Here is a 25452-nt window from a genome sequence, read left to right on the forward strand (position 1 = left end):
ACGCTCTGTAGTTGGAGGGATCAAGCCGTGCAGAACTGTTCCGTGATTCTTTCCCGTCATGAAGGACGGGGCCTCCGCAGTGTGAGTACCTGGTGAAGACTGGCTTAGCCGCCCTCCTCCTCCTTCTCACCGCTCTCGTCGTCCCGGTCCCCGCCGCTGCCTCGGGTACCGTCGCCTGTGCCACCGATCCCGCCACGCCGAAGCGCCAGATGCGTGCGATGTGGGTGTCGAGTGTGGCCAACATCGACTGGCCCAGCCGGACGGGCCTGACCGCGCAGGCACAGCAGGCCGAGTTCCGCGCCTGGCTGGACCTGGCCGTACGCCGGAACATGAACGCCGTCGTCGTGCAGGTCAGGCCGACCGCCGACGCCTTCTGGCCGTCCCCGCACGAGCCCTGGTCGCAGTGGCTGACCGGCACCCAGGGCGGCGACCCCGGCTACGACCCGCTGGCCTTCATGGTCGCCGAGGCGCACGCCCGCGACCTGGAGTTCCACGCCTGGTTCAACCCGTACCGGATCGCCAACCACGACGATCCCAGCCGCCTGGTCGCCACCCACCCGGCCAGGAAGAACCCCGGCTGGCGCTTCGCCTATGGCGGCAAGCTCTACTACAACCCGGGCATCCCGGCCGTCCGCGCCTTCATCGAGGACGCCGTCATGGACGCGGTCACCCGCTACGACCTGGACGGCGTCCACCTGGACGACTACTTCTACCCGTATCCGGTCAGCGGCCAGAGCATCCCGGACTCGGCCGCCTACGCCCAGTACGGCGGCGGCTTCGCCAACGTGCACGACTGGCGGCGGGCCAACGTCGACAAGCTCGTCCAGGAACTCGACCAGCGCATCCACACGGCCAAGGCGTGGGTGAAGTTCGGCATCAGCCCGTTCGGCATCTGGCGCAACGCCGCCACCGACCCGCTCGGCTCGGCCACCTCGGGCCTGCAGTCCTACGACGCCATCTACGCCGACAGCCGCAAGTGGGTCAAACAGGGCTGGGTGGACTACATCACGCCGCAGATCTACTGGCACATCGGGCACTCCGCCGCCGACTACAAGACGCTCACCGCCTGGTGGGCGGGCGTCGTGCGGGGCACCGGCGTGCAGCTCTTCCCCGGTCAGGCCGCCTACCGAGCGGGCGTCGACGCCGACTGGCAGAGCGCCGGGGAGCTGTCCGACCACCTGACCTACAACCGGCAGCACCCCGAGGTGCTCGGCGACGTGTTCTTCAGCGCCAAGGACGTCAAGGCCGACCGGCTGGGCAGCGTCACCAAGCTGGCCGCCGCGCACTACTCCAGGCCCGCGCTGGTCCCGCCGTACGGCACCGCGTCCGCGCCCCCCGCGCCCACGATCACCTCGGCCACCCGCGGCACCGGCGGCGTCGCGCTGGCCTGGCAGCAGGGCGGCGCGACCACCTCCTACGCCGTCTACCGCGTGGACGGCGCCCCGGCCACCGACCCCTGCTTCTTCGCCGACGCCCGCAACCTGCTCAAAACCACCAGGACCACCTCCTACACCGACGCCACCGCCGTGGCCGGCCGCGCCTACACCTACTACGTGACCGCGACCGACCGCCTGCACCACGAGAGCCAGCCGAGCGCCGGCAAGGCGGTCGGCGGGAGCGGCGGCGGGCCGTTCAGTGTGGTGATCGACAATCGGGACGCCGGGTTCGCCGCGAGCTCCTCCTGGGGCACCTCGGCCTTCTCCGGGCAGCGGCACGGCGCCGACTACCGCTTCGCCACGCCGCTGGCGGCCAGCGATCCCGCCTGGTTCAGGACGGACTTGCCCGAGACCGGAAGCTACCGCGTGGAGGTCTGGTATCCGGCCGACCCCGGGTACAACAGCGCCACCCCGTTCCTCGTCGGCGGGCAGGTGGTCACCGTCGACCAGCGGTCGGGCGGCGGGCAGTGGCGCGTCCTCGGCACCTTCACCCTCCAGGCCGGTCCGGCCGACGTCGCGGGGGTGAGCCGGTGGACATCCACGACCGGCTACGTCGTGGCCGACGCCGTCCGGGTCACGAAACTCTGACCGTGGTACGGCTCCCGCGCGGGGCGGGAGCCGTACCACAGGGTCAGGATGTGGGGCGCACCTCCAGGGTCGCGCGCTTGCCCTCGCGGCGGACCTCGATGCGCGTGCCGGTGTCGGGGACCTTCACCCCGAGTTCGGGCAGGGCCGCGTCCCAGTAGACGCCGCTGTGGTCGTCGAAGGCGGCCACGCCCGGGCGGGCGGGGAAGACCGTGCGGGCGCCTGCCCGGTGCAGCGTCACCCGGTCGGTCCTGGACAGCCCGAACGGCGCGTCGAACACCTGCGCCCTGCCGTTCACCAGCGAGCCGTCCGCCCAGCGCAGCGGCGCGGGACGGGCGTCGACCGGCAGGATCAGGCCCTCACCCGGGTGGTTCCTGGTGGTGTTGTCGGTGTGGAAGGAGTCCCACAGCCAGATCAGCACGCCCTCCTGGTACGGGTAGTGCTCGACCTTCTGGCTGCCGGTCCAGCCGAAGTTGTACGGCCCGGTCTTCAGGTAGGCGTTGTAGCCCGTGTAGCGGCGGTTCTCGGCCAGGTAGGCGCGCGGGTGGTCCTTGACGCCCACCTCGCCGCTCCTGGTGAAGCCCACCGCGGTCCACTCGCCCTCGCCCTGCTCCACGTCGTCGGTGAACACGCCGTCCACCGCGACGTCGTCGACCTGGAAGCCGTTCTCCTGCGTGTTCGTGTCGGTCCAGTAGCGGAACCTGAACTGGATCTTCTTACCCGCGTAGGCGTCCAGCGAGTAGCTGAGCGGCGCCCAGTCGGCCGCCCCGGTGAGGCTGCCGACCTGCGTCCAGGTGTTGCCGTCCAGCGACACCTCGGCGTAGGCGTAGTCGAAGTCCTGCTCGATGCGGTACCAGGCGCGGGCGGTCAGCGTGGCGGCGCTCACCCCGGTCAGGTCGATCTCGCGGGTCAGCGTCTGGTTGAGGTTGTCGCCCTTGCCACTCCACCACTGCCAGGCGCCCGAGTACGGCTTGGCCAGCGGCGTCTCCACCCGCCTCGGCGGCAGGTCGACCAGCAGCGCCTGCGGGTCGTCGGTGTTGTAGGAGCTGACGCCGAGCGTGTGCCGCGAGGCCGTGCCCGCCTTGGCCCGGTCGTAGGACAGCCAGCCGAGCTGCAGCTTGCTCCACGCGTCCAGGTCGCCGGGCCACTCGCCGAGCGGGCCGCGCTTCGAGCTCAGGTAGGAGGCCGACGACATCAGCGACCAGTAGTTGACCGCGTTCTCGCCCTCGCCCGCGTACAGGTCGGGCAGGCCGAGGTCGTGCCCGAACTCGTGGGCGGTCAGGCCGACGCCGCTGTTCTCGCCCGCGGTCAGGTAGTCGCCGACCCAGATGCCGGTGTCGCCGATCTGGGTGCCGCCGTTCCTGTTGCCCTCCGGGCCCGCCTGGCCGCGCTGGTTCCAGTAGGCGAAGTAGCGGTGCGCCCACACCGCGTCGGCTCCCTGCGCGCCGCCGCCCCAGGTCTCGTCCACTCCCGCGTGGACGACCTGGTAGTGGTCGAGGTAGCCGTCGGGCTCGTCGAAATTCCCGTCGTTGTCATGGTCGTATCGGTCCCACACGTCGTAGCTCAGCAGTTCCCGCCTGATCTGCTCGGTGCTGCGCCCCTTGGCCTTCTCCGCCGCGAACCAGGCGTTGGCCGAGTCCTTCACCAGGTCCCAGTTGTTCCAGCAGATGCCACCCTCCTCGGGCGCGCACCGGTCACTGCCATACCGAGCCTCGTTGTACGGCACGCGCACCCAGTCGGAGACGTACCCCTCCATGTCGTACCGCCCCGACGACTGGACCCGGTAGTACTCCTTGAGCGAATTCCCCTTCCCGAAGTACGACTTTTCGTAATATCGCTGGTTGAAGTCCTTGCGCCAGAGGGTGTGGTTGTCGTCGGTGCCCCGGGGGTCGGCGATCTGGTTGTGGCGCGGGCCGGGCTGGCCGCCGTACTTGATCTGGCCGTCGATCATCGTCTCGTTGTCGACCTGGTCGCCGAACTCGGCCAGCACCACGAACAGGCGGTCCTTGCGCTCCTGGGCCAGCTCGACGTACCGGTTGCCGACCTTGACCGAGCGCCCGCCGCCGCGCGCCTTGGCCTGCGGGCCGCCTCGCAGGCTGTCTTCGAGCGCTTGGCGGCGCAGACTCGCCTGTTCCTGCTGCATCGGGCTGAGGGGGGTGACGTCCCGGCTCGACGGCTTGACCGGGGGCGCTGTCGCCGGTTCGGCCGAGGCGGGGAGGGGGATGAGTACCGCCGCCGTCAGGGCGGCGGCCACTAAGGAGGGGAGTCGCATGAACAGTAATATGTCAAATGTCATGCGTCAGATCTAGATCTCTTTTCCATCCAACCGTTCCAGATGGTGGCCGTGCTGCCGGTCGTGTGCGATTTTTGGGCCGGGTGCGTGATGGAGGCTGGAGGCGCGGTGGCGGTTGAGGTGGCGGCGCTGGCGGCGGGGAAGGCGGTCGGGGAGCGGGCCGTACGGACCTGGCTGGCCGCTCGGGCGGCGGGGGAGAGTCGCGACAAACCGCTCATCGAGCTCATGCGGGCGCGATTTCCCGACCAGTTGGTGCGGCGCAAGGCCGAGCGGCAGATCGAGGACATCGCCGATTCGGTCACGGCCAGGGTGCTGAAGCTGTGCGCTCACGAGTACCCGGGGCTCGACGACGACGCGCGGCAGGTCGTACTGGCCGAGGTCGTGCACACCCTGTCGCGCGCGGACCTGTCGGACGCGGCGCTGCTGGCGGCCGACGCCGACCCGGTCAAGCTGGCCCGCTCGATGCCCGCACCACCCCGGGATCTGGGGGAGGCCGAGCTCAGGTTGTACGAGGCGGTGGTGGACGAGTGCTGTGACTGCCTGGTGCGGATCGTGCGGCACCTGCCGGAGTTCCAGCCTCGGGCCGCCGCCGAGATGCTGGCGCGGCTGTCAGGAGTGGGGGAGCAGGTCGCGGTCGTGCTGGACCGGCTGCCGATGCGCACCCTGGCCGCGCCGGAGGGGACCGGGCAGGACGAGGAGTTCACCCGGCGCTACCTCGATCACGTCAGCCGTACCCTCGACACGCTCGACCTGCTCGGGGTCAGGGTGGAGCGGTTCCGGCCGCGCACCACGCTGAGCGTCGCCTACGTCAGCCTGTCGGTCTCGGCCGCTGCCCGCGACCGGTGGGAGGCGGGCGAGGCCGGGGGCGGGAGCACGCGGGTTGAGACCGTGCGGGTGGAGAGCGCGCTCGGGCAGGGCGGGCGGATGCTGGTGCGGGGGGAGGCGGGCGGCGGGAAGAGCACGCTGCTGCGGTGGTTGGCGATCACCGCGGCTCGGGGCGGGTTCGAGGAGGAGCTGGACGACTGGAACGGCTGTGTGCCGTACCTCGTCAAGCTGCGCAGTCACGCCGACCGGGACCTGCCCAGGCCCGAGCGGCTGCTGGACGGGGTCGCCGATCCGCTCGCCGGACTGATGCCCAGAGGATGGGCGCATCGGCGGCTGGCTTCGGGGCGGGCGCTGCTGCTCGTCGACGGCGTGGACGAGCTCACCGGGGCGCGGCGGGAGGCCGTCAAGACCTGGCTGCGGGGGATGCTGGCGGAGTTCCCCCGGGTGAAGGTCGTGGTCACCGCGCGGCCCTCGGCGGCGGACTCGGCCTGGTTGCGGGACCTGGGGTTCGCCGCCGCCCACCTGGAACCCATGTCCCCCATGGACACACGGGCGCTGATCGAGCACTGGCACGCGGCCGTACGGCACAGCCCCGACCTGCCCTGCCCGCCGTCGCGGCTGCCCGCCTACGAGGCCGCGCTGCTGGCCCGGCTGGAGGGCGCCGCCCACCTGCGCGCGCTGGCCACCACCCCGCTGCTCGCCTCCATGCTGTGCGCGCTCAACCTCGACCGTGAGACGCGGCTGCCCCGGGACCGGATGGGGCTGTACGGGGCGGTGCTGGAGCTGCTGCTGGAGCGGCGGGACGCCGAGCGGGCGATTCCGGCGTACGCGGAGGTGGATCTGGAGCGGGCGCAGAAGGTACAGATCCTTCAGGAGCTGGCCTGGCGGTTGTCGGTCACGGACCGGGTGGAACTGGGCAGGCAGGCGGCGCTGGCGAGCGTGGCGAAGGTGGTCGCCGCCATGCCCCGGGTCACCGTGTCCGCGTCGAAGGTGCTCGACTACCTGCTGCACCGCAGCGGGGTGCTGCGGGAGCCGGTGGTCGGCCGGATCGACTTCGTGCACAGGACGGTGCAGGAGTACCTCACCGCCAGGGCCGCCGCCGAGGACGGCGACATGGAGCCGCTCATCGCCCACGCGCACCTGGACCAGTGGCGCGAGGTGGTCGTCATGGCCGCCGGCCACGCGAACGCCCCCCTGCGCGAGGAACTCCTGGACGGCCTCCTGACCCGCGCCTCAACCGAGCCCGAGCACGCCACCCGCCTCAAACTCCTGGTGATCGCCTGCCTGGAAACCATGCCATCGGTCCCGTACGGCTTACGCGAACGGGTGGATGCCTGCCTGGACGAACTGGTCCCGCCCAAGGACCCGGCTCATGCGCAGGTGCTGGCCATGGCGGGGGAGGTGGTGCTCGACCGGCTGCCGGACAGTCTCGAAGGGCTCTCGGCCGAGGCCGTGGTCGCGATCGTCAGGACCGCCTGGATGGTCAACGGTCCGCGTGCGCTCGATCGATTGGCGGGATACGCCGCGGACCCCGGAACGGGCATTATGGACACGCTGAACCAAGCACGGTTTTACGTCGGGGGAGAAGGCTCGGCGATCAGCCCGCATGAGTTGAACCGGGCGTGGCGGTATTTCGACGCTCGAGAGTTCGCTGCGCGTGTCTTGTGTCACTGGCCATCAGACCTGGCTCTTGAGGTGCTTCACGAAAGTCAGTACAACGCCCTGACACTGCTCGAGTCTCTGCAGCACGTCACCGTGTCGAATCTATCTGTCGCAGACCTCGAACCCTTGCTCGCCCACCGTCAGAGTCTGCGGGAAGTGGACTTCCTGCCGACCGAGGTCGCCCCGGAGATCCTCCGTGGGATATGGCGCTTGCGAACGCTCAAAGCGTTGACTGTGCGCCTTCCGCCCTCCCACACCGACATAGCCTTCCTGGGCGACATGCCGGATCTGAGGCGACTCTCGATGCACAGGTTGGAAACGGTGACGGACTGGACACCTCTTCGATCACTGCGAGAAATTCGAAGCCTGAATCTGTATGGAGCCGTCCACCTCAACGCCTGGGAGGACCTGCCCCCTCTCCTCCAGCTCAGGACACTTCGGCTGTCCAAGTCCCCACTGGCGCAGGATCTCGGTGGACTCCTGGCCAGAGCCCCCGAACTCGAGGAGCTTCGGGTCCAGTGGGCTGGCCTGCGCGACATTACGCCGTTGCGGGAGAGCGCCCTCCACGTGCTCGACCTCGCCCACACCCAGGTGAGTGACCTGCGGCCGGTGAGCTCTATGAACGAACTGTGGCTCCTCCGGCTCGATGGCTGTGCCCGGCTGTCGGACCTGCGTCCCCTGGCTGGACATCCCCGGCTCGGGGAATTGTTCATCGAGAACGTCGCCCCCGGGATCGACCTCGCGCCGCTCGCGGAGAACAAAGAGCTGACCGTTCACATCGGTGTCGGCCAGGATGTCACCAACGGACACCTGCTCGGTGACCGGCTGATACGGCGATAGGAGAAGGCCATGGACCTGGTGACGATCGACGACATCCGGGCCGCAGCCGAGCGGGTCGCGCCCGTCGTGGTGCGCACCCCGCTCGTCCCCGTCGACACCCTCTGGATCAAGCCCGAGAGCCTCCAGCGGGTCGGCTCGTTCAAGATCCGTGGCGCGTACAACGCCGTCGCCGACCTGCGTCCGACCGGAGTGGTCACCCACTCCTCGGGCAACCACGGTCAGGCCCTCGCCTACGCCGCCGCGAGTTTCGGTGTGCCCTGCGTGGTCGTCGTCCCCGAGGGGACGCCGCAGGTGAAGGCCGACGCCATCCTCGGCTTCGGCGCCGAGCTGGTCGTCGCGCCGGCCGCCGAACGGCTCTCCACCGCCGAGCGGCTGGCCGAGGAGCGCGGGCTGACGCTGGTCCCGCCGTACGACCATCCGGCGGTGATCGCGGGGCAGGGCACCATCGGGCTGGAGATCATCGCCGATCTGCCGGACGTCGAGGTCGTGCTGGTCCCGGTGAGCGGCGGCGGCCTGGCCTCCGGCATCAGTGCGGCCGTCAAGGCGCTCGCCCCGAACGTCAAGGTCGTCGGCGTGGAACCCGAGCTGGCCGCCGACGCGGCCGAGAGCCTGGCGGCGGGCCGCCCGATCTCCTGGGACCCCGCCCTGACCTTCCGTACCATCGCGGACGGCCTGCGCGCCGACCTGTCCGAGCTGACCTTCACCCACCTGCGCGAACACCTCGACGGCATCGTCACCGTGAGCGAGCAGGAGATCCGCGAGGCGATGCGGCACCTGGCGCACAGAGCCCACCTGATCGCCGAACCCAGCGGCGCCACCGCCACCGCCGCCTACCTCGCGGGCCGCGTCCCCCAGGGCCGCACGGTCGCGATCCTGTCAGGCGGCAACGTCGACCCCGCCCTCTTCCGCGAGGTCATGTAGCCGCCCCTTGTTCAGGGGCGCTTCGGCTCGAAGTGCAGCGCGGTGATGCCGCAGTCGAACTGCCGGGCGGCGACGAGGTGAAGCCGCTGATGGGCGCCGAGGTCGCCGAACACCGGCCTTCCCGCGAACCGTGAACCTCAACACGACCTCCTCCCCGTGGGGTAGTCGCCGTTGGAATCCCCCGCCTTCACTTCAGGCGGGTGGAGGATGTCAAGTCCAGGTGTGCCGGTCGAGGAAGGCGCGGTCGCCTGTGGCGTACTCGTGGAAGGCCTGCCGTACCTCGGAGAGGTCCTCGACCAGGGTGTGGCGGAGGGCGCCCTCCTTGTACTCCAGTTCGTAGCCCGGGGAGACCTGGATGAAGTGGCTGCCGAAGGTGACCAGGGCGGCGAAGGGGTTCTGGGGTGAGAGGGTGCCGAGGACGTCGTGGACGAGACCCAGGTCGGGGTTGACGACGATCATGCCGTCGCCCGTGTGCAACTGGGTGGTGGGGTCCGCGCAGCGGGGCGCCGTGTTGTGCACCAGGTCGCGCTGCGGGTCGTAGACGGTCAGGCCGTGCTCGCGGGCCAGCGCGAACACCCGGTTGGAGACGTCGTCCATCTCCTCGGGGTCCATGACGACCAGCGCGTGCGCGGGGAAGGTGATGACCAGGTCGGGGAGCTGGTCGGCCAGCGCCCGCACACCCGCGTCCGCGGAATCGTCCGGCACCGTCCCCCGCGCGGCCCGGTACGTGGACGCCGCCGTCTCCTTGGAGACCGGCTCGCCCTCCCGCCACACCATTAGCTCAACACTCATCCCCGGATTCTCCCGTACCCGACGGGCTGCCCCGCTGGTGCCGCGCCAGAGCCGACCGATGACCTCGTGGCCGTGACAGGCGCTGCCGCTCGCCGGTGATCGCCCCGATCAACGGCGTGATCAGATCAGCGATCAGCGCCTGTACGAGGCCACTGAAGGTCGCCCCCACGATGACCGCGACCGCAAGCTCGACGATGTTCCCCCGCAGGATGAACTTCTTGAATCCGCCCATGGGATCGCAGGTAGCCGAGAGCGCGGTGGCCAAACCCTCCGGCCTGTCGCGTCATTCGAGATCGAAGTGACCGATCTTGGCGCTGTACAGGAAGGTCGTCCACTCGGAGGGGGTGAAGGAGAGCACCGGACCGTCGGGGTGCTTGCCGTCGCGTACCAGGACCTGACCGGGCAGCGTGGCGATTTCCACGCAGTTGCCGTTGTTGCAGCGAGGGGAAGAACGCCATGTCAGATCACGGAGATCCGGTAACGGATCCATTCACTGCCTCCAGATCGTCGCTTCTTGAGGACGTGGCGCAGAGTAATGTTAACCTGCGAGCAAGGTCATCAAGGCATGGCTGGGGCGCACGATACTGCAGTGTCCGGTGGGAGTTAAAGCGTGCCCGAAAATAGGGTTCCGTTGTCTGCGGAACCCTATTCGCGAAGAATCAAAGACCGTGGCTGCCGCTCTTTATCGCGGACACAAAATCATTCCATTCTGTGTGCGAAAAAGCTAGAATGGGGGACGCGGGCAGCTTGTTATCCCTGATGCCTATCGTATCGCTGGTGAGGGCGGCGACCTCGACGCAGTTGCCGGTATTGCATCGACTCGATTTGCGCCAGTCGGGATGTCCCAGTTCCAGCGATTCGGGCACCATTGATCCTCCTGAAAAAGGGCACGCGAAAGCCCAGATCAGCGCTCGGGAGAGCGTAGTCAGTCGACGACGTCGACTGACTACGCATGGTAGCGCCAAATAAAGGTGGCTAGCAATTCCAGATCCTCATGTGACGCCTTAAAGTGCGCGATGATCTAGTAAAGGCGCACGGATGTACCTAAGGCTTTGAAATCCCTTTTTGGCGCTAAACGTGCCATTCCATATGAAACTCGACAATTCTATCCTGACTCCCGAGTCGATCAGTGGCCCATTGATCACGCGCGGTGATCATCGCCCTGTCCCGGGGCGGGTCTCCTTCAGAAAGTGCGGCTTACCGCTTCTATCTTGGCGATGGATTCAGCCGGGCTCATGGCGACCGCCGACGAGTGGGAGATGGCCTCAAGAAAGCGCTTGATATCTTTGGGTTTCTCCAGGAAGAAATGGCCCATCAAGGTCTCCAGGCCGACGACCGGCCCAAGTTCGGAATCGAACTCCAGGAACTGGAAAGCGCTGTTGAAGCCCATGTGCGCGCCGACCGTGAACGGGATCACCTGTACCGTGACGTGTCGCAGCTGCGCGAGCTTGACCACCTGCTCGAGTTGCCGCCGCATGACCTCGCGGCCGCCGACATGGCGATGTAACACCGATTCGTCGAGCAGTGCCCGGTAAAGCGGCGGGTTCGCGCCGTGCAGCCTCTCCTGGCGCTTCGTTCTCGCCTGCACGCGCTCTTGGAGAATGTCGTCCATGATGTCGGGAAGCCAGCCGCGAATGACGGCACGGGCGTATTCCTCGGTCTGGAAGAGGCCGGGAATCGTCGTCGTCTCGTACTCGGTGATCGACGTGGCCTCGGACTCCAGGCTCAGGTAGGGGCGGAAGTCGGGATCGTCGTAGGCCTGCCACCAGTCCTGCTTCTGGGCGTCCTTGGCCAGCCGCATCATGTCCTCGGTCTGCGACTCGTCGAGACCGTACAGGCGGCAGAGGTCGCGGACGTCCCTGAGGGACGCGGGACGCTGCGCGGTCTCGATACGGCTGATCTTTGCTGGTGAGCACAGCAGTCGCTTGGCGGTCTCGGCGATGTCCATGCCGGTATCCAGGCGGAGTTCGCGTAGTCGCCGGGCGAGTTGTCTGCCTTGGACGGTCAGGTTGGCACCGGCCATGGGCGCTCACCTCCTCGCAGCGATGGTATGAGATTGGCTCAGATTCCGGACCGTCTTGCCGCTCGATGAATCAGGCGAATACCGGTGGTTCGGGCGCGTCCCGCCGCGCGAACGGCTCACCAGAAGGATCTTTCCGTCGGTCCCGCCGGGCGCGCTGCCGCCGGCCTGCGTCTGGCGGCCGCCCTCACCGGTGGTACGGGCTCCGGCCATGGCCTCACTCCTTTGGGAAGCACGCGGGATCCTCTTCCCGACGCTAGGCGCTGCGCACGCTTCAGCGAGGTAGCCGCCAGAGACACATTCCTATGGCAATTGCCAGTGGCATGTCTGGTTTGGCAAGGAACACGGGTAAAAGCCCGGTAAGCGATAAGGGAGGACTGATGCCGGAAGAAGATCCGGGCTCGGCCGGGAAGATCAGCCAGACACGGAGCTGGGCCGATGTAGCCGCATCGACCCAGCCGCACGATCGCCCACTGCTGCCAGAGCAAAAGGAAGATCCACCATGGAGTTTACCAACCTGACCGTCAAGGCGGCCCCCAGATCGCCGGTCCGTCGCCTGATGGTTACGCTTCTCGACATCCTCGACGACTGGGCCTTCGCCAAGCTCGACGCCCAGGCCCGCGTCCAGGGCTGGCAGGTCCGCCGCCCCGCGCCGCTCATCCGGGTCTACCGCAACCCGCGCTTCGACACCCTGTCCGCCTGCGGCGTCTGCGCCGGCGAGGGCGTCACCAGCAGGGGGCCGTGCCTCTCCTGTCTGGGGTCGGGAAGGGCGCGGCCATGACGCACCGTCTGCTCCGGGACCTGCACCGGGCCACCACCCCGATGGTCAGGCCGAATCCGCTGGTCGTGCTCTGGCGGTGGCGGTACGAGCTCGGGCTGCCGCTCGCCTGCGTGTTCGCCTTCCAGGCGTTCGGCTCGATGTCGCTCGCGGTGGGTGCGATCCCCCTCGTCGCCGTCCTCTGGCCGAGTGCCCGGTCGGGGGTGTGGGGCCGGATCCGCTGCGTGGCCACCGCGCACCGGATCCGGGTCGGCTGCGTCGAGGCGTACATCGTCAACCGCAGAGGGAAGATCCCGCCGGTCCTCTGGTGCGCGCCGGCGCCGTTCGGGGAGCGCGTCTGGCTGTGGTGCCGGGCCGGGATCACCACCGCCGACCTGGAGGCGGGAAGTGAGATCATCGCGCGAGCCTGCTGGGCCTCCGAGGTGATCGTCCACCCGCATCCGCGCAGCCCGCACCGGGTGCTGCTGGAAGTGGTACGGCAGGCCGGCACCTTCCGGCACCCGGCCCCCCAGGAAACTCCCTGGCCCGCGCGGGCCGGAATGAGCTGAAGATGAAGCCGCCTCTGACGGCCTGCCCGTTAGAGGCGGCTGTTCGCGGATACAGGGACGGCATGGCCATCGATCGGGTTCTTCCCAACATCCTGTCCGACCGCCTGCCAGAGACCCGCGACTTCTTCGTCGGCGTGCTCGGCTTCCAGGTCAACTTCGACGAGGACTGGTTCGTCCAGCTGTCGGCGCCCGGAGACGTGAAACGGGAGGTCGCGGTGTGGCGGCGCGATCACGAGCTGATCCCCGAGGCGTACCGCGACCGTGACCCCCGGGGGATGATCCTGACGGTCATCGTGGACGACGTGGACGCGGTTCACGCGCGGGCGGCCGAGAAGGGGGTCACGATCGTGGCCCCGCCGCGCGACCAGTTCTACGGCCAGCGCAGTTGCCTGATGCTGGACCCGAACGGCCTGCTGGTGGACGTCTCCACGCCGACCGCGAGCGCGAGCGGCAGCACCGCGTAGCCGACGCGGACGGCCACGGCCGCCAGGGTGTACGGCCTGGTGGAGGGGACTGCGGCGGGCACGATGATGCGCGAGCGCAGGCTCTACGCCGAGCGGCTGCCCGCGCCCGCGGAGGAGCGGACGCGGCGGCAGGCGGCCGAGGAACGGCTGCGGATCGCGCGCGAGTTGCACGACGCCATCGGGTACAGCCTAAGTACCATCGCGGTGCGGGCGGGGGTGGCCGGGCATGTGGGCGAGGTGGGGCTGACGGTGTACAGGATCGTCCAGGAGGCGCTGACCGACGTGCTGAAGCACGCGGGCGCGGGGCGGGTCAGGGTGGTCGGCGACGGTGGGGGCGTCGAGGTGACCGATGGCGGCCGGGCCGCCGTGCCCCGGGCGTACGGGCACGGGGCCAACGTGCGCACCCGCGTTCACCTGGTCATCTGCGCCTGCGAGGCGGGACTCCTTGACTAGAGGGCTGGGCAGGCGGGCATGTGTGGGCGAACATGGGGCAATGAACCACCCCATGGTGGAGATGTGGCCGGGAGACCCCTACCCGCTGGGGGCGACGTACGACGGCGCGGGCACGAACTTCGCGCTCTTCACCGAGGCGGCCGACAGCGTCGAGCTGTGCCTCTTCGATGACGACGACGCCGAGACGCGGGTGAGCCTGACCGAGATCGAGGGATTCGTCTGGCACGGCTACCTGCCGGGCGTCGGCCCCGGCCAGCGGTACGGCTACCGCGTCCACGGCCCCTACGACCCCGGGCGCGGCCTGCGCTGCAACCCGGCCAAACTGCTGCTCGACCCGTACGCCAAGGCGATCGAGGGGGGCGTCCGCTGGGACGAGGCGGTCTACGGCTACCGCTTCGGCGCCCCCGAGACCCGCAACGACAAGGACTCGGCCCCCTATGTGCCGAGGTCGGTGGTCATCAACCCGTTCTTCGGCTGGGGGCACGATCGGCCGCCCGCCACGCCGTACCACGACACCGTCATCTACGAGGCGCACGTGCGGGGCCTCACCATCGCTCACCCGAAGATCCCTGAGCGGATCGCGGGCACCTACGCCGCGCTCGGGCACCCGGAGATCATCGATCATCTGACCCGGATCGGGGTGACCGCGATCGAGTTGATGCCGGTGCACCAGTTCGTCACCGACCAGGTGCTGGAGGATCGGGGGCTGTCGAACTACTGGGGCTACAACTCGATCGGGTTCTTCGCCCCGCACAACCGCTACTCCAGCCAGGGGCAGCGCGGCGGGCAGGTGCTGGAGTTCAAGGCGATGGTCAGGGCGTTGCACGAGGCGGGCATCGAGGTCATCCTCGACGTGGTCTACAACCACACCGCCGAGGGCAACCATCTGGGGCCGACGCTCAGCATGCGCGGCATCGACAACCGGAGTTACTACCGGCTGGCCGAGAACGACAAGCGCTACTACATGGACACCACGGGCACCGGCAACAGCCTGTTCATGCGCTCGCCGCACGTCCTACAGATGATCATGGATTCGCTCCGCTACTGGGTCATCGACATGCACGTGGACGGATTCCGCTTCGACCTCGCCTCCACGCTGGCCCGCGAGCTGCACGAGGTGGACCGGCTGAGCGCCTTCTTCGACCTGGTCCAGCAGGACCCGGTGCTGTCGCAGGTCAAGTTGATCGCCGAGCCGTGGGACGTCGGGCCCGGCGGCTACCAGGTGGGCAACTTCCCGTCCCGGTGGACCGAGTGGAACGGCCAGTACCGCGACACGATCCGGGACCTGTGGCGGGGCGAGCCGGCGACGCTGCCGGAGTTCGGGTCGCGGCTGACCGGGTCGAGCGACCTGTACCAGGACGACAGCCGCCGCCCCGCCGCCTCGATCAACTTCGTCACCTGCCACGACGGCTTCACCCTGCGGGACCTGGTCTCCTACAACGACAAGCACAACGAGGCCAACGGCGAGGGCGGCCGGGACGGCACCGACGACAACCGCTCGTGGAACTGCGGCGAGGAGGGCCCGGCCAACCTGGTCGTCGAGTCGCTGCGCGAGCAGCAGAAACGCAACTTCCTGACCACGCTGTTCCTGTCGCAGGGCGTGCCGATGCTCTCCCACGGCGACGAGCTCGGCCGCACCCAGGGCGGCAACAACAACGCCTACTGCCAGGACAACGAGATCTCCTGGGTGGACTGGTCGGACGTGCGGGAGAACTGGTTGCTGCTGGAGTTCACCGAACGCCTGGCCAAGCTGCGCCGCGACCACCCGGTCTTCAGACGCCGCAGGTTCTTCTACGGCAGACCGGTCCGCGGCCCGCGCGGCGCGCTCAGCGACATCGCCTGGCTCACCCCCTCCGGGGAGGAGATGGGGGACAGCGACTGGAACGTCGGCTACGCCAGGTCGCTGGCCGTCTTCCTGAACGGCGAGGCGATCACCGAGCCGGACCGGCGCGGCCGGCGCATCACCGGGGAGTCGTTCCTGCTGCTGTTCAACGCCCACCACGAGACCATCAGGTTCACCGTTCCGAAGGACTACGGCGAGATGTGGCTGACCGAGATCGACACCGCGATGCCGATCATCCTGGACAACCGGATCCGCAGGGCGGGTGAGGGGGTGCCGGTGACGGGCCGCTCGGTGCGGGTGCTGCGCCGTGTCTAGGCCGACCTCCACCTACCGCCTGCAGCTCACTCCCGACTTCGGGTTCGCCCAGGTGGCCGCCCTCGCCGAGTACCTGCGGGACCTGGGTGTCAGCCACGTGTACCTGTCGCCGATCTTGCAGGCGGTGCCCGGCTCGCGGCACGGCTACGACGTCACCGACCACTCGCGCATCCGGGAGGAGTTCGGCGGCGCCAAGGGGTTCAGGGAGATGGCCGAACGGCTGGCCGCGCACGACCTGGCCCTCGTCGTGGACGTGGTGCCGAACCACATGACCGTGCCGGTGCCCGAGTCGGGGAACGCGCCGCTCTGGTCGGTGCTCGGGGAGGGGGTCGCCTCGCCGTACGCGAGCTGGTTCGACATCGACTGGGTGGACGGCGCGGTGGCGATGCCGGTGCTCGGTGACTCCGTGGCGCCGGTCGCCGACGGGGACGTGCTGCGCTACCACGATCACGAGTTCCCGCTGCCGGGACACTACCGGCTGGTCGACTGGCGGGAGGGGCCGGGCTACCGGCGCTTCTTCGACGTTTCCTCGCTGATCGGGCTGCGGGTGGAGGACCCGGCGGTGCTGTTCGCCACCCACGAGGTGATCTTCTGGCTGCTCGATGAGGGGCTGGTCGAAGGGCTGCGGATCGACCACCCGGACGGCCTGGCCGACCCGCGCGGCTACCTGGAACGGCTGCGCGCCCGGACCGGCGGCGTCTGGACGGTGGTGGAGAAGATCCTCATCGGCGAGGAGCGCCTGCCCGCGGACTGGCCGTGCGACGGCACCACCGGCTACGACGTGCTCAACCGGATCACCGGCCTGTTCGTCGACCCGGCGGGCAAGGACCGGCTGGTCGAGCTGTTCACCCGGCTGACCGGCATGCCCGCCGACTACGAGCGGGTGGCGCTGCGCGCCAAGCGGGACGTGCTGGAGCTGTTCTTCGGCGCCGAGATCGGCAGGCTGGCGCGGGCGGCGGACTGCGAACCGGCCGCCGTCGCCGAGATGCTGACCGCCATGCCGGTCTACCGCGCGTACGTGGTGCCCGGCGAGCCGCCGCCGCCCGAGTCCGTCGAGATCGTCGAGCGGGCCGCCGCGCGCTGCTCCCCGGCCGTGCGCCCCCTGGCCGACCAGGCCCTGTACGGCTCCGCCGAAGTGATCACCCGCTTCCAGCAGACCTGCGGCCCGGTCATGGCCAAGGGCGTGGAGGACACCGCCCTGTACCGCTGGTTCCCGCTGGCCTGCCTGAACGAGGTCGGCGGCGAACCCGACCGTTTCGGGCGCTCAACGGCCGAGTTCCACGCCTTCTGCGCGGAGCTGCCGCCGTACGCGATGACCACGCTGTCCACCCACGACACCAAGCGGTCGGAGGACGTGCGGGCTCGGCTCGCCGTGCTGAGCGAGCTGCCCGAGGCGTGGGAGGAGGCGGTGCGCGGCTGGTCGCGCGAGGTGCGCTTCGACCCGCACCTGGACTACCTGGCCTGGCAGAACCTGATGGCCGCCTGGCCGTTGCCGGCCGAACGGCTGGCCGGGTACCTGCTCAAGGCGGCCCGCGAGGCCAAGACGCGTACCTCGTGGGTCGCCCCCGACCCGGTCTACGAGCAGGGCCTGCGCGAGTTCGCGCGCAAGGCGGTCGAGCAGCCCGTGGGCCGCTTCACCGAGCACATCGAGCGCTACGCGCGGTCGAACTCGCTGAGCCAGAAGCTGGTGCAGCTCATGATGCCCGGCGTGCCCGACGTCTACCAGGGCAACGAGACGACCGACTTCTCGCTGGTCGACCCGGACAACCGGCGGCCCGTCACCTTCCCGCGCACGCCCGAGGGGCCATGGGACGCGGCCAAGCTGCTGGTCACCACCCAGGCGTTGCGGCTGCGGCGGCGGTTGGGGCCGGCCGCGCCGTACACGCCGCTGCGGGCCGAGGGCGACGCGGCCGAGCACGCCGTCGCCTTCGCCCGGGGGCCGGTCGGGGAGCGCGGGCAGAGCGCCGCGGTGGCCGTCGCCACCCGCCTTCCGGTACGGCTGGCCCGCCGCGGCGGCTGGCACGCCACCGCGCTGACCCTGCCGCCCGGCCACTGGCGCGACCTGCTGACAGGAGACCTCTACACCGGCCGTATCCCGCTGGCCCACCTGCTGGGCCGTCACCCCGTCGCACTCGTGGAGAGACATGATCTTTGAGGTCTGGGCACCCAGGGCCACGTCCGTCTTCGTGGAGATCGCCGGATCCCGCCACCCCCTGGCGGGACGGGCGCGGGGCTGGTGGTCGGCGGATGTGCCCGAGGCGGGGCACGGCACCGACTACGGGTTCGTGGTCGACGGCGCCGGACCCTACCCGGATCCGCGGTCACGGCGCCAGCCCGAGGGCGTCTTCGGGCCGAGCCGGCTGTACGACCACGACCGCTTCACTTGGGCCGACCACGACTGGACGGGCCGTGACCTGCGCGGCTCGGTCGTCTACGAGCTGCACATCGGCACCTTCACCGAGGCGGGCACCTTCACCGCGGCGATCGAGCGGCTGGACCACCTGGTGGAGCTGTGCGTCGACTTCGTGGAGGTCATGCCGGTGGCCCCGGTGCCCGGGATGCGCAACTGGGGGTACGACGGGGTCGACCTGTACGCGGTCAACGAGACCTACGGCGGGCCCGACGGGCTGAAGGAGTTCGTCGACGCCTGCCACGGGGCGGGCATCGGCGTCATCCTCGACGTCGTCTACAACCATCTGGGGCCTTCGGGGAACTTCCTGCACCCCTTCGGGCCGTACCTCACCGGGTTCAGCGGCAGCTTCTGGGGCGAGGCGGTCAACCTCGACGGGCCGGAGTCCGACGAGGTCAGGCGCTACCTGATCGACAACGCGGTGCAGTGGCTGCGCGACTTCCACGTCGACGGGCTCAGGCTGGACGCCGTGCACGCGCTGCACGACAAGCGGGCCGTACACCTGCTGGCCGAGCTGGCCGAGGAGGTGGACGCGCTGGCCTGCTCGCTCGGCCGGCCGCTGTCGCTGATCGCCGAGTCCGACCTGAACGACCCCCGCGTGGTGACTCCGCTGGAGGCGGGCGGGCTCGGCATGACCGCGCAGTGGAACGACGACGTGCATCACGCCCTGCACGCGGCGGTCACCGGTGAGCGGCACGGCTACTACGGGGACTTCGGCTCGATGAAGACCCTTGCCAAGGCGCTGACCTCGGGGTTCGTCCATGACGGCGAGTTCTCGACGTTCCGCGGGCGGGCGCACGGGCGGCCCGCGCACGGGGTGCCCGGTCACCGTTTCGTGTGCTGCCTGCAGAACCACGACCAGATCGGCAACCGGGCGGCGGGCGACCGGCTGTCGCCCGCGCAGCTCCGCCTCGGCGCGGGCCTGCTGCTGACCGCGCCGTTCACGCCGATGCTGTTCATGGGGGAGGAGTGGGGGGCGCGGTCGCCGTTCCTGTTCTTCACCGACCACGTCGAGCCCGAGTTGCGGGAGGGGGAGGCCGATCGCAGGCGGCGGGAGTTCGAGGGGTTCGGCTACGACTGGGCGGCGCTGGCGCCCGACCCGTCGCTGGCGGACACCTTCACCCGGTCCAAGCTCGACTGGGGCGAGCTCAAGGACGAGCCGCACTGGTCGCTGCTCGGCTGGTACCGCGACCTGATCGCGCTCCGCAAAGCCTTGCCGGAGCTGTCGGACCCTCGGACGGATCGGGTCAGGGTGGACTTCGACGAGGACGCACAGTGGTTGATCATGCACCGGGCGTCACTGTCCGTTATCGCGAATTTCTGTCCGGATTCTGTGACATTGACCCTTCCTGGGGGGCGTGTCCTACTCACCTCTGATGAGGGTGTCTTCGCAGGTCGGGAGGGTTTGCGGATCCCTGGTCAGGCCTTGGTGATCTACCGGTCGGAGACATGACCGTTATAGGCAATGTTGGCTGACCGTTACACGGCCCTGGATACTCTGCGCTTGGTTGTTACTCTCGCGTCAAGTCCTTTTCTCATGATGCGGACGACCTAAAAGCGCGGGGGCACCTCTGTTACAGGGCTGTCCAGCCCCCGTTCAGTCCGGACGGAGGGCGATGGGCAAGTACCTGCTGCGCAGGTTGGCGACGAGTGTGATCCTGGTGGCCGTCGCGGCCAGCCTGGCCTACCTCCTAGCCGCGTCGAGTCTCAACCCTCGGGCCAACTACCAGGGCAAACAACCCCCGGTCCCCGCGCACGTGATCGACAACACGCTGAACCAGTACAACCTCAACGACAAGACCCCTGTGCTTGAGCGGTACGGCACCTGGGTGTCCGGCGTCGTCAAGGGCGACTTCGGCAAGACCTGGAGCGGTGGCTCGATCAACGACGTCATGGGCCGCCGGATCGGGGTCAGCCTCCGGCTGCTGCTCATCGGCACGGTCCTGGGCTCGGCACTGGGCGTCGCGATCGGCGCCTACGCCGCGGTCAAGCAGTACAGATTCAGCGACCGGGCGATCGGAGTCGGCTCCTTCGTCATCATGGCCATTCCGGTCTTCGTGATCGCGACGCTGCTCACCATGGCCGCCACCGGGCTCAACAACGCCGCGGGCAGCACGCTGATCGAGTACACCGGTGAGTACAACCCGGCGCTCAGCGGCTGGGACCAGTTCGCCAACCGGCTCAACCACCTGATCCTGCCGACGCTCTCGCTCTGTCTCGGGCAGATCGCCTTCTACAGCCGGATCCAGCGCAACATGATGCTCGACGTGCTGGGCCAGGACTTCGTCCGCACCGCCCAGGCCAAGGGGCTCAGCCGCCGGACGGCGCTGTTCAAGCACGCGCTGCGCACCGCGCTGGTGCCCGCCGCCACCTACTTCGCCTTCGCGTTCGGCACCATGCTGACCGGCGCGACCTTCACCGAGAAGATCTTCGGCTGGCACGGCATGGGCGCCTGGCTGGTCGAGTCGATCCACGCCAACGACACCAACGCGGTCGCCGCGGTCAGTCTCTTCGCGGCCGTCTGCGTGCTGGTCGCCGGATTCCTCTCCGATCTGATCGTCGCGGCCCTCGACCCCAGGGTTCGGGTGAGCTGACAGTGCGCTCCAAGGTTGTGCTCCGCCGCCTCATGGCCAAGCAGCAGGTCCGCTTCGGCCTGTTCGGGCTGGTGCTGCTGCTGGCCGTGGCCTACGTCGGCCCCTTCCTCGGCCCCTACGACTGGACCGAGAAGGACTTCACCTCCTTCCTGTCCGCCCCCTCCGCCGACCACTGGTGGGGCACCACCCAGATCGGCCAGGACATGTACGCGGTCACGCTGCGCGGCATGCAGAAGTCGATCGTCATCGGCTTCCTGGTCGCGCTGATCTCCACCGGGCTCGCCGCCCTCGTCGGCGCCTTCGCCGGATTTTTCGGTGGATGGGTGGACAAGGTGTTGATGTGGGGCGCCGATCTGCTGCTCGTCCTGCCCAGCTTCCTGATCATCGCGATCATGTCGCCCAAGCTCAAGGGCGGCACCTGGCTGTGGTTCGTGGTCCTGCTCGCCGCGTTCTCCTGGATGATCACCTCCCGGGTGGTCAGAAGCATGACCCTGTCGCTGCGCGAGCGTGAGTACGTCCTGGCCGCCCGCTACATGGGCATCCCCGACTGGAAGATCATCCTGCGGCACATCCTGCCGAACCTGTCATCGCTGCTGATCATCGACGCGACCCTCAACGTCAGCGCCGCGATCCTCGGCGAGACCGCGCTGTCCTACTTCGGCTTCGGCGTGCAGCCGCCCGACGTCTCGCTCGGCACGCTCATCGCGTCCGCCAGCGGCAACCAGGTCATCGCCTACCCGTGGCTGTTCTTCTTCCCCGCCGGCCTGCTCGTGCTGCTGGTGCTCAGCATCAACCTGTTCGGCGACGGCCTGCGTGACGCCCTCGACCCGGGGAGCAACTCGTGACGATCCTCGAGGTGAACGACCTCACCGTGACCTTCCCCGGCGGCATCCAGGCCGTCAGGGGAGTCAGCTACCAGCTCGGCCGCGGCGAGGTGCTCGGCATCGTCGGCGAGTCCGGCTCGGGCAAGTCGGTGACCTCGCTCGCGGTCATGGGCCTGCTGCCCGCCGGCGCCGACGTCAGCGGCTCGGTCAAGCTGCACGGCCGGGAACTGCTCGGCATGCCGGAGAAGGAGATCCTGAAGCGCCGCGGCAAGGCGATCAGCATGATCTTCCAGGATCCGCTGTCCGCCTTCACCCCCGTCTACACCATCGGCAACCAGATCGCCGAGGCCGTACGGGTGCACCAGGACATCGGCAAGGAGGCCGCCGCCAAGCGGGCCGTCGAGCTGCTCGACCTGGTCGGCATCCCGCACCCCGACGTGCGCGCCAAGGCGTTCCCGCACGAGTTCTCCGGCGGCATGCGGCAGCGCGCGATGATCGCGATGGCCATCGCCAACGACCCCGACGTGCTGATCTGCGACGAGCCGACCACCGCACTCGACGTCACCATCCAGGCCCAGGTGCTGGAGGTGCTGAAGACCGCGCAGCGGGAGACCGGCGCCGGGATCGTGATGATCACCCACGACCTCGGCGTGGTGGCCGGGCTGGCCGACCGGGTTCTGGTCATGTACGCGGGCAAGCCGGTCGAGCAGGGCACCGTGGAGGAGATCTACTACCGGCCGCGGCAGCCGTACACGATGGGGTTGCTCGCCTCGATTCCGCGGCTGGACCGGGAGAGTGAGCGGCTCATCCCCATCGAGGGGAACCCGCCCTCGCCGGCGGCGCTGCCGCCCGGCTGCCCGTTCGCGCCGCGCTGCCCGCTCAGGGTGGACGCCTGCGACGACGCCGAGCCGCCGCTGCAGCACCTGACCGGCGAGACGCGCATGACGGCGTGCATCCGCTCGCACGAGATCGAGGTCAAGGGCCTGACCGGCGCTGAGGTCTATCCCGTGCCGGAGCCGGTGGCCGCCGAGCACATCGCCCGGCCCAGGTCGGAGCGGGCCACCGTGCTGGAGCTCGACCAGCTCATCCGGCACTACCCGCTGATGAAGGGCGCGGTCTTCAAGCGCCGGGTCGGCACCGTGCACGCCGTCGACGGCATCAGCTTCGACATCGTCGAGGGCGAGACGCTGGCGCTGGTCGGCGAGTCCGGCTGCGGCAAGACCACCACGCTGCAGCAGATCATGCAGCTCGAAGCCGCGCAGGGCGGCCGGGTCGTGGTGTTCGGCAAGGACAGCGGCGCGCTGACCAAGTCCGACCGGAAGGCGCTGCGCAAGGACCTGCAGATCGTCTTCCAGGACCCGATGGCCGCCCTCGACCCGCGCATGCCGGTCGGCGACATCCTCGCCGAGCCGCTGCGCGCCCATGGGCACCAGGACATCCCCGCGCGGGTCGCCGAACTGCTCACCCTCGTCGGGCTCGACCCCGACTGCGTGCACCGCTACCCGCAACACTTCTCCGGCGGCCAGCGCCAGCGCATCGGCATCGCCCGCGCGCTGGCCCTCGAACCCAAGCTGATCGTCCTGGACGAGCCGGTCTCGGCCCTCGACGTGTCCATCCAGGCGGGCGTCATCAACCTGCTGGAGGACCTCAAGGCCAGGCTCGGCCTGTCCTACCTCTTCGTCGCGCACGACCTGTCGGTGGTCCGGCATCTGGCCGACCGCATCGCGGTGATGTACCTCGGCAAGATCGTGGAGGTCGGCACGGTCAAGGAGGTGTACGGCACGCCCGCGCACCCCTACACCAGGGCCCTGATGTCGGCGATCCCGCTCCCCGACCCCCAGCTCGAACGCTCCCGCAGGCGGGTCATCCTGGAGGGCGACCTGCCCAGCCCGGCCACCCCGCCGACCGGCTGCCGCTTCCACACCCGCTGCCCCAAGCGCGCCCTGCTCCCCGAGGCGCAGCGGCAGCGCTGCGTGGCCGAAGAACCCGCTGTTGTACGGCTCGCGCACGCCGACGACCACGGCGCCGCCTGCCATTACCCCGAAGTGACGCAGGTCACTGATATTTCCCCTGTGGAGGACAAGTGAAGGTTGGATACAAGGCCGCCGCCGGTGCGGCCCTGTTGGCCATGGCCCTGACCGCCTGCGGCGGAGGCGCGGCCGACAAGCCGAAGCCGGGCAGCTCCGAGGGCGCCAAGCAGGCCCAGGAGCAGGCCGCCCAGCTTCCCGCCAGCACCATCAACGCGGTCGCCTACGAGCAGGTCGCCGACGGCGGCACCGCGACGTTCGCGCTCAGCCAGTGGGTGGAGCAGTGGAACTACAACCAGGTCAACGGCACCCACGACACTCCTGACACGGTCATTGAGCCCCTCATGCCGCTTGTTGGCATCGCCAACGACAAGGCCGAGGTCGTCAACAACCCGGACTATGTCACCGAGTGGAAGATGGAGCTTGCCGACGGCAAGCAGGTGGTGACCTACAAGATCAACGAGAAGGCCAAGTGGTCGGACGGCACGCCGATCACCTACAAGGACTTCGCGGCCCAGTGGAAGGCGCTGAACGGCAAGGACAAGAAGTACCTGGTGTCCTCCACCGACGGCTACGACCGGGTCGCCTCCGTCGAGAAGGGCGCCACCGACCAGGAGGTCGTGGTGACCTTCGAGAAGAACTACCCGGACTGGAAGGGGATGTTCTCCCCGCTCTACCCGGCCTCCACCAACGACAAGCCCGAGACGTTCAACAAGGACTGGATCAACAAGATCCCGGTCACCGCAGGCCCGTTCAAGCTGGAGAAGATGGACCAGACCACCAAGACCGTCACGGTCGTCCGTGACGACAAGTGGTGGGGCAAGAAGGCCAAGCTCGACAAGGTCATCTTCCGCGCGCTCGACTCCGACGCCACCATCAACGCCTTCGCCAACGGCGAGCTGACCGGCATGCAGATCAACCCGATCGCGGCCGACCTGCAGCGCGCCAAGGGCGTCGCCGACGTCGACATCCGCAAGGCCGCCGCGCCCAACTGGCGGCACATCACCGTCAACGGCTCGGCCGAGGTACTCAAGGACAAGTCGGTCCGCCAGGCCATCCAGCTCGGCATCAACCGCGAGACCATCGCGGCCTCCGACCTGAAGGACCTGGACTGGCCGATCCAGACCCTGAACAACCACCTGTACATGAACACCCACAAGGGCTACGTGGACAACTCGGGCGAGCTGGGCAAGTACAACCCGGAGAAGGCCAAGCAGCTCCTCGACGCCGCCGGCTGGAAGCTTGAGGGCGAGACCCGCAAGAAGGACGGCAAGGAGATGGACCTGCGGTTCGTCATCCCCGCCGCCTACCCGCTGGCCAAGCAGGAGGGCGAGCTCGTCCAGGCGATGCTGAAGGAGGTGGGCGTCAAGGTCACCGTCACCCCGGTCCCGGACGACAAGTTCTTCGACGACTACATCACCCCCGGCAACTTCGAGCTGGTGCCGTTCTCCTGGCTGGGCACGCCGTTCCCGAACGGCGCCCTGCCGCAGATCTACAAGCAGCCCACCGGGCCTGACAACTTCGGCAGCAACTTCCCGCGCACCGGTACGCCGGAGCTGGACGCGCTGGGCGAGCAGGCCGCGGGCGAGATGGACCCGCAGAAGGCGATCGAGCTGGGCAACCAGGCCGACAAGCTGATCTGGGACCTGGTGCACACGATCCCGCTGTACCAGCGCCCCGACATCTTCGCCTCCAAGAAGAACCTCGCCAACTTCGGCGCCTTCGGCTACGCCGACAAGGACTGGGCCTCGGTAGGTTTCACCAAGTAGCACCCTCTCCGGCGAACCACCGGAGAGCCCGAGATCAACACCCCGAACCCCGA

20 protein-coding genes are annotated in these 25452 nt (G+C 68.9%); 14 read left to right on the plus strand and 6 right to left on the minus strand.

Annotated elements, in window-relative coordinates; translation table 11 throughout:
* Positions 1–92: 92 nt before the first annotated feature.
* On the plus strand, positions 93–2024 hold the full coding sequence (locus tag ABZ911_RS03350) for a family 10 glycosylhydrolase (RefSeq protein WP_358051302.1): 1932 nt from the start codon (positions 93–95) through the stop codon (positions 2022–2024).
* Positions 2025–2067: 43 nt separating this feature from the next.
* On the opposite strand, the gene ABZ911_RS03355 is transcribed toward ABZ911_RS03350, so the two are convergent.
* On the minus strand, positions 2068–4293 hold the full coding sequence (locus tag ABZ911_RS03355; protein WP_358051305.1) for an immune inhibitor A domain-containing protein: 2226 nt from the start codon (positions 4291–4293) through the stop codon (positions 2068–2070).
* 129 nt (positions 4294–4422) lie between these two features.
* Here ABZ911_RS03355 and ABZ911_RS03360 point away from each other — a divergent pair, with 129 nt between their 5' ends.
* Together ABZ911_RS03360 and ABZ911_RS03365 are read left to right on the plus strand one after the other, a co-directional pair.
* On the plus strand, positions 4423–7641 hold the full coding sequence (locus tag ABZ911_RS03360) for an NACHT domain-containing protein (protein ID WP_358051308.1): 3219 nt from the start codon (positions 4423–4425) through the stop codon (positions 7639–7641).
* 9 nt (positions 7642–7650) lie between these two features.
* Entirely contained in the window at positions 7651–8562 is a 912-nt protein-coding gene (locus ABZ911_RS03365) for a threonine/serine dehydratase (RefSeq protein WP_358051311.1), read from the plus strand.
* 210 nt (positions 8563–8772) lie between these two features.
* Here ABZ911_RS03365 and ABZ911_RS03370 read toward each other — a convergent pair whose 3' ends face one another.
* From ABZ911_RS03370 to ABZ911_RS03390, 5 genes are all read right to left on the minus strand, one after another.
* Entirely contained in the window at positions 8773–9354 is a 582-nt protein-coding gene (locus ABZ911_RS03370) for a hypothetical protein (protein WP_358051314.1), read from the minus strand.
* Entirely contained in the window at positions 9344–9586 is a 243-nt protein-coding gene (locus ABZ911_RS03375; protein ID WP_358051317.1) for an MscL family protein, read from the minus strand. Before ABZ911_RS03375 ends, ABZ911_RS03370 begins: the two co-directional genes overlap by 11 nt.
* Positions 9587–9637: 51 nt before the next feature.
* Complete coding sequence (locus ABZ911_RS03380) at positions 9638–9775, minus strand: DUF397 domain-containing protein (protein ID WP_358051319.1); 138 nt, start codon at positions 9773–9775, stop codon at positions 9638–9640.
* 238 nt (positions 9776–10013) lie between these two features.
* Complete coding sequence (locus ABZ911_RS03385) at positions 10014–10223, minus strand: DUF397 domain-containing protein (protein ID WP_358051322.1); 210 nt, start codon at positions 10221–10223, stop codon at positions 10014–10016.
* 314 nt (positions 10224–10537) lie between these two features.
* Positions 10538–11377 (minus strand): helix-turn-helix transcriptional regulator, encoded by an 840-nt coding sequence (locus tag ABZ911_RS03390; protein WP_358051324.1) that lies wholly within the window; start codon positions 11375–11377, stop codon positions 10538–10540.
* 499 nt (positions 11378–11876) lie between these two features.
* On the opposite strand from ABZ911_RS03390, the gene ABZ911_RS03395 reads away from it, so the two are divergent.
* From ABZ911_RS03395 to ABZ911_RS03445, 11 genes are all read left to right on the plus strand, one after another.
* Positions 11877–12155 (plus strand): hypothetical protein, encoded by a 279-nt coding sequence (locus ABZ911_RS03395; RefSeq protein ID WP_358051327.1) that lies wholly within the window; start codon positions 11877–11879, stop codon positions 12153–12155.
* Positions 12152–12700, plus strand: coding sequence for a hypothetical protein (locus ABZ911_RS03400; protein ID WP_358051330.1), 549 nt, complete (start codon positions 12152–12154; stop codon positions 12698–12700). The genes ABZ911_RS03395 and ABZ911_RS03400 overlap by 4 nt, the downstream gene beginning before the upstream one ends.
* 62 nt (positions 12701–12762) lie before the next feature.
* Entirely contained in the window at positions 12763–13164 is a 402-nt protein-coding gene (locus ABZ911_RS03405; protein ID WP_358051334.1) for a VOC family protein, read from the plus strand.
* Between the two features lie 39 nt (positions 13165–13203).
* Positions 13204–13617: a histidine kinase gene (locus ABZ911_RS03410; protein ID WP_358051337.1), complete on the plus strand. Its 414-nt coding sequence runs from the start codon at positions 13204–13206 to the stop codon at positions 13615–13617.
* Between the two features lie 52 nt (positions 13618–13669).
* Positions 13670–15775, plus strand: a complete 2106-nt coding sequence (glgX, locus tag ABZ911_RS03415; protein WP_358051446.1) for a glycogen debranching protein GlgX — start codon at positions 13670–13672, stop codon at positions 15773–15775.
* Positions 15768–17930, plus strand: coding sequence for a malto-oligosyltrehalose synthase (treY, locus tag ABZ911_RS03420; RefSeq protein WP_358051340.1), 2163 nt, complete (start codon positions 15768–15770; stop codon positions 17928–17930). Before glgX ends, treY begins: the two co-directional genes overlap by 8 nt.
* Positions 17920–19638, plus strand: a complete 1719-nt coding sequence (gene treZ, locus ABZ911_RS03425; RefSeq protein ID WP_358051343.1) for a malto-oligosyltrehalose trehalohydrolase — start codon at positions 17920–17922, stop codon at positions 19636–19638. The genes treY and treZ overlap by 11 nt, the downstream gene beginning before the upstream one ends.
* Positions 19639–19801: 163 nt before the next feature.
* Positions 19802–20779, plus strand: coding sequence for an ABC transporter permease (locus ABZ911_RS03430; RefSeq protein WP_358051346.1), 978 nt, complete (start codon positions 19802–19804; stop codon positions 20777–20779).
* 2 nt (positions 20780–20781) lie between these two features.
* Positions 20782–21624 (plus strand): ABC transporter permease, encoded by an 843-nt coding sequence (locus tag ABZ911_RS03435; RefSeq protein WP_358051348.1) that lies wholly within the window; start codon positions 20782–20784, stop codon positions 21622–21624.
* A complete protein-coding gene (locus ABZ911_RS03440; protein WP_358051351.1) occupies positions 21621–23690 on the plus strand; it encodes an ABC transporter ATP-binding protein in 2070 nt (689 codons plus the stop codon). Before ABZ911_RS03435 ends, ABZ911_RS03440 begins: the two co-directional genes overlap by 4 nt.
* The gene (locus ABZ911_RS03445) at positions 23687–25399 is read left to right on the plus strand and encodes an ABC transporter family substrate-binding protein (RefSeq protein ID WP_358051354.1); all 1713 of its coding nucleotides are present in this window, start codon (positions 23687–23689) and stop codon (positions 25397–25399) included. The genes ABZ911_RS03440 and ABZ911_RS03445 overlap by 4 nt, the downstream gene beginning before the upstream one ends.
* Positions 25400–25452: the final 53 nt, after the last annotated feature.

Origin of the sequence: Nonomuraea sp. NPDC046570, from assembly GCF_040645915.1 — a bacterium.
GTDB lineage: Bacteria > Actinomycetota > Actinomycetes > Streptosporangiales > Streptosporangiaceae > Nonomuraea.

Excerpts from the sequence above, each read along its gene's own strand:
- ABZ911_RS03395 (WP_358051327.1), top strand. The coding sequence starts at position 11,877 with ATGGAGTTTACCAACCTGACCGTCAAGGCGGCCCCCAGATCGCCGGTC.
- ABZ911_RS03375 (WP_358051317.1), bottom strand. The coding sequence starts at position 9,586 with ATGGGCGGATTCAAGAAGTTCATCCTGCGGGGGAACATCGTCGAGCTT.
- ABZ911_RS03355 (WP_358051305.1), bottom strand. The coding sequence starts at position 4,293 with ATGCGACTCCCCTCCTTAGTGGCCGCCGCCCTGACGGCGGCGGTACTC.
- ABZ911_RS03365 (WP_358051311.1), top strand. The coding sequence starts at position 7,651 with ATGGACCTGGTGACGATCGACGACATCCGGGCCGCAGCCGAGCGGGTC.
- treZ (WP_358051343.1), top strand. The coding sequence starts at position 17,920 with ATGATCTTTGAGGTCTGGGCACCCAGGGCCACGTCCGTCTTCGTGGAG.
- ABZ911_RS03405 (WP_358051334.1), top strand. The coding sequence starts at position 12,763 with ATGGCCATCGATCGGGTTCTTCCCAACATCCTGTCCGACCGCCTGCCA.
- ABZ911_RS03430 (WP_358051346.1), top strand. The coding sequence starts at position 19,802 with ATGGGCAAGTACCTGCTGCGCAGGTTGGCGACGAGTGTGATCCTGGTG.
- ABZ911_RS03385 (WP_358051322.1), bottom strand. The coding sequence starts at position 10,223 with ATGGTGCCCGAATCGCTGGAACTGGGACATCCCGACTGGCGCAAATCG.
- ABZ911_RS03390 (WP_358051324.1), bottom strand. The coding sequence starts at position 11,377 with ATGGCCGGTGCCAACCTGACCGTCCAAGGCAGACAACTCGCCCGGCGA.
- ABZ911_RS03400 (WP_358051330.1), top strand. The coding sequence starts at position 12,152 with ATGACGCACCGTCTGCTCCGGGACCTGCACCGGGCCACCACCCCGATG.
- ABZ911_RS03370 (WP_358051314.1), bottom strand. The coding sequence starts at position 9,354 with ATGAGTGTTGAGCTAATGGTGTGGCGGGAGGGCGAGCCGGTCTCCAAG.
- glgX (WP_358051446.1), top strand. The coding sequence starts at position 13,670 with ATGGTGGAGATGTGGCCGGGAGACCCCTACCCGCTGGGGGCGACGTAC.